At 61.3% G+C, this 6,347-nt stretch carries 5 protein-coding genes; 3 read left to right on the top strand and 2 right to left on the bottom strand.

All coding sequences use genetic code 11. The features are described from left to right. Positions 1-91 precede the first annotated feature (91 nt). Both macA and HX786_RS30280 read left to right on the top strand, forming a co-directional pair. A complete protein-coding gene (gene macA / locus HX786_RS30275; protein ID WP_177020133.1) occupies positions 92-1,243 on the top strand; it encodes a macrolide transporter subunit MacA in 1,152 nt (383 codons plus the stop codon). 3 nt (positions 1,244-1,246) lie between these two features. After that, positions 1,247-3,205 carry a MacB family efflux pump subunit gene (locus HX786_RS30280; protein WP_003212489.1) on the top strand — a complete coding sequence of 653 codons (1,959 nt, stop codon included), beginning with the start codon at positions 1,247-1,249 and terminating at the stop codon, positions 3,203-3,205. A 125-nt stretch (positions 3,206-3,330) separates the two neighbouring features. Here the strand turns inward: HX786_RS30280 and HX786_RS30285 are convergent, their stop codons facing one another. Together HX786_RS30285 and HX786_RS30290 are read right to left on the bottom strand one after the other, a co-directional pair. Then, entirely contained in the window at positions 3,331-4,020 is a 690-nt protein-coding gene (locus HX786_RS30285) for a helix-turn-helix transcriptional regulator (RefSeq protein ID WP_102369467.1), read from the bottom strand. A 185-nt stretch (positions 4,021-4,205) separates the two neighbouring features. Next, positions 4,206-5,450 carry a methionine gamma-lyase gene (locus HX786_RS30290; protein WP_178913010.1) on the bottom strand — a complete coding sequence of 415 codons (1,245 nt, stop codon included), beginning with the start codon at positions 5,448-5,450 and terminating at the stop codon, positions 4,206-4,208. A 124-nt stretch (positions 5,451-5,574) separates the two neighbouring features. Here HX786_RS30290 and HX786_RS30295 point away from each other — a divergent pair, with 124 nt between their 5' ends. After that, the gene (locus tag HX786_RS30295; protein WP_008430161.1) at positions 5,575-6,045 is read left to right on the top strand and encodes an Lrp/AsnC family transcriptional regulator; all 471 of its coding nucleotides are present in this window, start codon (positions 5,575-5,577) and stop codon (positions 6,043-6,045) included. Positions 6,046-6,347: the final 302 nt, after the last annotated feature.

The raw sequence follows: 6,347 nt of genomic DNA on the forward strand, positions 1-6,347 counted from the left end.
GAGCGGAACCCATATCAGCCGTTACCAAAAAAACGGATATGTACTCCGAGCCAAAAGCCGGAACCCATTTCAACACCTCTTATGGTCATTTATGGAAAAGTCAAAGTATCGAAAAGCAGGATTGGCCCTGGTGTTGACCGTCGCAGCGGGCCTGATTATCTACACCGTGCAGGCCCCCGCAGACGCGCCGCAATACCTGACCGCCACCGCCGAGCGCAGTGACATCGAAAACGCCGTCCTGGCCACCGGCCTGCTCGAAGGCGTCAAGCAGGTCGATGTCGGCGCCCAGGTTTCCGGCCAACTCAAATCCCTGAAGGTCAAGGTCGGCGACAAGGTCAAGAAGGGCCAATGGCTGGCCGAAATCGACCCGTTGATCCTGCAGAACACCCTGCGCAAAGCCCAGGTCGACGAAGAAAACCTCCAGGCCCAACGCCGCGCCACTGCGGCGCAACTCAAGGAAACCAAATCCGTCTACGAACGCTATCAGGGCCTGCAGGAGGACGAATCCGTGTCCCGCCAGGACTTCGAAACCGCCGAGTCCAATTACGAGGTACAGCGCGCCAACCTGATGTCCCTCGACGCCCAGATCAAAAGCGCCCACATCCAGATCGACACCGCCAAGATCAACCTGGCCTACACCCGCATCGTCGCGCCAATCGACGGCGATGTAGTGGGCATCGTCACCCAGGAAGGCCAGACCGTGATCGCCAGCCAACTGGCACCGGTGCTGCTCAAGCTCGCCGACCTGGACACCATGACCGTCAAGGCCCAAGTCTCCGAAGCGGACGTGATCCACATCAGTCCGGGCCAGCAGGTGTATTTCACCATCCTCGGCGAGGCCGACAAACGCTACTACGCCAAATTGCGCGGCACCGAACCCGCCCCGCAGAATTTCCTCGAAACCCAGACCGCCGGCACCCCCAAGCAAAACACCGCGGTGTTCTACAACGCGCTGTTCGACGTACCCAACCCCGACCACCGCCTGCGCATCGCCATGACCGCCCAGGTGCGCATCGTGCTCGACACCGCCAAGGCTGCACTGACCGTGCCGGTGGCCGCACTCGGCCCGCGCAATGCCGATGGCAGCTTCCCGGTGCGGGTGCTGGACGCCAAGGGCAAGGCCAACACGCGGCAGGTGCAGACGGGCATCAACAACAACGTCAAGGTGCAGATCCTCGATGGCCTGGCCGAAGGCGACAAGGTGGTGATCGGCGACCCATCGCCTGCCGTGGCGGGGGGCTGATTGATGACTCAGCCACTGCTGGAGCTTAAAGGCATCGTGCGCAGTTTCATGGCCGGTGACCGCGAATTCATTGCGCTCAAGGGCATCGACCTGACCATCCACGCCGGGGAAATGGTCGCGATCACCGGGGCCTCGGGTTCGGGTAAATCCACCCTGATGAACATCCTCGGTGGCCTCGACTACGCCACCGCCGGCAGCTACAAGATCAATGGCATCGAAACCCGCACCCTGGGGGATGAGCAACTGGCCGAGCTGCGCCGCGACTACTTCGGTTTTATCTTTCAGCGTTACCACTTGCTCGCGCACCTGAGCGCGTTGCACAACGTGGAAATGCCGGCGATTTATGCCGGTACGCCGGAAACCGCCAGGCATAGCCGCGCCGGGGAATTGCTGGCACGCCTGGGGTTGTCGGGGCATTTGACCCATCGCCCGAGCCAGCTGTCCGGCGGCCAGCAACAGCGCGTGAGTATCGCCCGGGCCTTGATGAACGGCGGCGAAGTGATCCTCGCCGACGAACCCACCGGCGCCCTCGATACCCACAGCGGCAAGGAGGTGATGCGCATCCTGGCCGAGCTGCACGCCGCCGGGCACACGGTGATCATCGTTACCCATGACCCGAAAGTCGCGGCCAATGCCCAGCGGATCATTGAGGTGCGCGATGGCGAGATCGTCAGTGACCGCGCCAATCAGAGTGTCGGCCTCGACCTGCCCACCGAAGCGCCCATCGAGCCCAAGCGCAGCGGTGCGCGCAAGTTGGTGGCGAGCCTCGGGCTGTTCAAGGAGGCCTTCAACATGGCCTGGGTGGCGCTGATTTCCCATCGCATGCGCACCTTGCTGACCATGCTCGGCATTGTCATCGGCATCACCTCGGTGGTATCGATCTCGGCCATCGGCGAAGGCGCCAAGCGCTATGTGCTCAAGGACATCCAGGCCATTGGCAGTAACACCATTGATATCTTTCCCGGCAAGAGTTTTGGTGACAGCCGTGCGTCAGCCATCGAGACGTTGTTGCCGTCGGATGTGGATGCGCTGAACCAGCTGTATTACGTCGACAGCGCCACGCCGGTGGTGGGGCGCAACCTGTTGCTGCGTTACGGCAATATCGACCTGGACGCCCAGGTCAATGGGGTCAGCGATCGCTATTTCCAGGTCAAGGGCCTGAAGCTCGAAGCCGGAATTACCTTCAGCGAAAGCGACGCCCGGCGCCAGGCCCAGGTGGTGGTGATCGACCACAACGCGCGCCATCGGCTGTTCGCGCCCGGCGTGGATCCGTTGGGCCAGGTGATCCTGGTGGGCAACCTGCCCTGCACCGTGATCGGGGTGACGGCCGACAACAAAAACATGTTCGCCGCCAGCAAGGCGTTGAACGTGTGGGTGCCGTACGAGACGGCAGCGGGGCGGCTGTTGGGCCAGCGTCATCTGGACAGCATCACGGTGCGCATCAAGGACGGCCAGCCGAGCAAGGTGGTGGAAGAGAACGTCACCAAGCTGATGTTGCAACGTCACGGCACCAAGGACTTCTTTACCAACAACCTCGACAGCATCATGCAGACGGTGCAGAAAACCAGCCGTTCCCTGGCGTTGCTGCTGTCGTTGATTGCAGTGATTTCGTTGCTGGTGGGCGGCATCGGAGTGATGAATATCATGCTGGTGTCGGTGACCGAACGCACCCGCGAAATCGGGATTCGCATGGCAGTGGGCGCGCGGCAATCGGATATTCGCCAACAGTTCCTGGTGGAAGCGGTGATGGTCTGCCTGATTGGCGGGATGATCGGCATCTCGCTGTCATTCGCCATCGGCTATCTGTTTTCGTTGTTTGTGAAAGAGTGGGAAATGGTGTTTTCCCTGGGCTCGGTGGTGACGGCGTTTGCGTGTTCAACGTTGATCGGGATTGTGTTCGGGTTTGTGCCGGCGCGGAATGCGGCGCGGTTGGATCCGATTGAAGCCCTGGCCCGGGATTAGGCCGGGCAGAGATCAAAAAATGTGGGAGCGGGCTTGCTCGCGAATGCGGTGGATCAGTCACACATGTATTGACTGACACTGCGCATTCGCGAGCAAGCCCGCTCCCACATTTGTTCCTCGGTGTTCTAGAGAGTGGCGTTTTCTTCTGTGGAATACATCCACCGCATCAATGAATGCCGGCCACTGATGCCCATCTTGATCGCAGCCCGCTTGAGGTAGCTCTCGATGGTATTGACCTTCAGTGCCAACTGCTCCGCCAGTTCCGGTGCGGTACGCCCGGCCAGCAGCCCCACGCACACCTCAAGCTCCCGGGTGGACAGGGCCAGCCCCGATTGCGCGAGGCGCTCTTCAAAGCGCCGGCGCAAGGTGTCGATGCCTTGTTGCTGCGGCGCTTCGCTGTCCGGACCGCTGGGTTGCAGGGCGCTGATGTGTTTTTCAACCATCGGCAGCAGCAGGGAGGAGAAGTCTTGCAGGATGATCCGCTCCTGCTGGGAAAAACTTTCGCAGGGGTTGGAGCGATACACCGACAGCACGTAGCTGACGTCATCCTTGCGCCGGGTCAGGTGCAGTTGGGCGGCGGCCTGGGCCTCTTCCTGCCCTGGCAGCGGGTCGGTGTACACCGGGCTGATCCCCGTCATTCGCGAACTGCCTGCCTTGCGCGGTGAACTCACAGGCATTTGGGTGATGTGCGTGGCGTCGACCGCCAGTTGGGTGAGGATCAGGTCGTGCAGCATGCGCGGGAAATGTCGGCTGCCGGTGCTGGCGATGACTTTGCCAATGTGGGGGAACAGGTGTGAGTTCATCATTTCATCCATGAGTTTCAATGAGGGCGGCGTACAGGGCAGTGATCTCCATGACTGCCGCCTCGTATGCTAGTACAGGCTTTCGCAAACGGGCCAATGAATGGATCAAATTTTTTGCGGTGCAGGGCGCAACGGGAGAAGCCCGACCTTTTCAGGCCGGGCTATTGATAAACGTCGCGCCTGCCTGTGAATTTACTTCAAGCGTGATGAACGTTGTGTTGCACCGCCCGGGATTTCGGCTTTACGGCACAGGCCTCCAGGGCTTGGGCAACGTCGGCCAGCAGGTCGGCGACATCCTCAAGGCCCGCCGAGAGTCGCACCAGCCCTTCGGAAATCCCGTGGTGGGCGCGCTGCTCCGGGGTGTAGGTGGAGTGGGTCATGCTGGCCGGGTGCTGGGCCAGTGACTCGGCGTCCCCCAGGCTCACGGCCCGGGTGAACAGCTTGAGGGCGTTCATGAAGCGTCGGCCCATGTCGATGCCGCCCTTGAGTTCAAACGCGATCATGCCGCCGGATTGTTTCATCTGCCGCGCGGCCAGTTCGTATTGAGGGAAGGAGCGCAGGCCGGGGTAGGTCACCCATTCCACCAGGGGATGGGCCTGCAAGGCTTCGGCGATGGCCAGGGCGTTGCTGCAATGGCGGTCCATGCGCAGGGCCAGGGTCTTGAGGCCGCGCATCAGCAGGGCGGCGTCCTGGGGTGACATCACCGCACCGGTCAGGTCCTTGAGCCCTTGCAGGCGAATGCGCTGGGCCAGGGCCTGGCTGCTGACGGCGATGCCGGCGGTGATATCGCCGTGGCCACTGAGGTATTTGGTGGCCGAGTGCACCACCACGTCGGCGCCCATTTCCAGCGGGCGTTGCAGGTAGGGCGTGCAGTAGGTGTTGTCCACCACCACGGTGATACCGGGTTGCCGGTGGGCGATCTCGGCGACGGCGGCGATGTCCACCAGTTGCAGGTTGGGGTTGGCCGGGGTTTCGAAGTAGATCATGCGCGTGGCCGGGTTGATGGCCAAGCTCATGGCGTTCAGGTCGGTGAGGTCGACGTGGCGCACCTTGATGCCGAACTCGCCGATGCCGTGGTGCAGCAGGGCGAAGGTGCAGCCGTAGAGGGTCTGGCTGACGATGATTTCGTCACCTGGGCGCAGCAGGGTCCAGAACGTCGCGGCAATTGCGCCCATGCCGGAGCTGAAGGCGACGGCGGCTTCGCCGTTTTCCAGGGTGGCCATGCGCGATTCCAGCAGGGCCAGGGTGGGGTTGGAGATGCGGGTGTAGAAGTGTCCGCTCTCTTCGCCGGCGAAGCAGGCGGCTCCGTATTCGGCGGTGGGGAAGGCGAAGGTTGCCGTCAGGTAGATGGGCGGCACGAGGGCGCCGTGGTGGTCCTGGGGGTCATAGCCGTGGTGGATGGCGCGGGTGGAAAAGCCGAACGTGTTGTGTTTATTTTTCATGGTCGGACGCTCCTTATTTCCTACAATGCTATGCTTATAACGGCGGCCGAACGTTCCATAGTTTGCTGGGAAAGGCCGGTAGATTGGGATGAAAAACAATAAAAACGACGTTTTGAGGCAAGATATGCCCATGCATCTGGATCGGACTGACAAGGCACTTTTAAACGCCTTGCAGGGTAATGCGCGGTTGACGGTGGCGGAGTTGGCGGAGCGGGTGTCGCTGACCACTTCGCCGTGTTGGCGGCGGGTGAAGAACCTTGAGGACAGCGGGGTGATCGGCGGTTATCAGGCGATCCTGTCGCCCAAGGCGCTGGGGTATGGGGTGACGGCGTTTGTCAGCATCATGATGGATACGCACTCCCGGGAAGTTGCCCGGGCGTTTGAGCAAAGGTTGCTGGAGATTCCCGAGATTGTGGCGTGTCATAACGTTTCGGGGCGGTATGATTTTTTGTTGGAAGTGGTGGCGAAGGATCTGGAGTCGTTTGGGGAGTTTGCGCGGGAGGTGTTGCAGGGGTTGCCGTGTGTTAAGGAGATTTACTCGAGTTTTTCTTATAAGTCGGTGCGGCCGTTGCGGGTGATTCCTTTGCCGGAGTGATGGTGTACATATCCGTTTCTTCGGTAACGGCGGCTTATGGTTCCGCTCTTACAGCGGGTCACTTTTGGCAAACGCCCGGAATGCCGGCCCAGCCAAAAGTAACCAAAAGGTCTTTGCCCCACCACTCGGTGCCTCGCCTAGGCTCGGCATGCCCGCACTCCGGCCCGGTTCCGCGGGCCGCCGCGACGGGCCATCCATGGCCCGGCGCGGCTAAATCGGCATCCCTGCCGATTTACCCGCTCCACCGTGCCTACTTGCGGCCATCGTGGTTGACGGGGCCCGCAGATCAAAATCAAAAGCAA

The sequence above is a fragment of the Pseudomonas sp. 21615526 genome (assembly GCF_013386245.1).
GTDB lineage: Bacteria > Pseudomonadota > Gammaproteobacteria > Pseudomonadales > Pseudomonadaceae > Aquipseudomonas.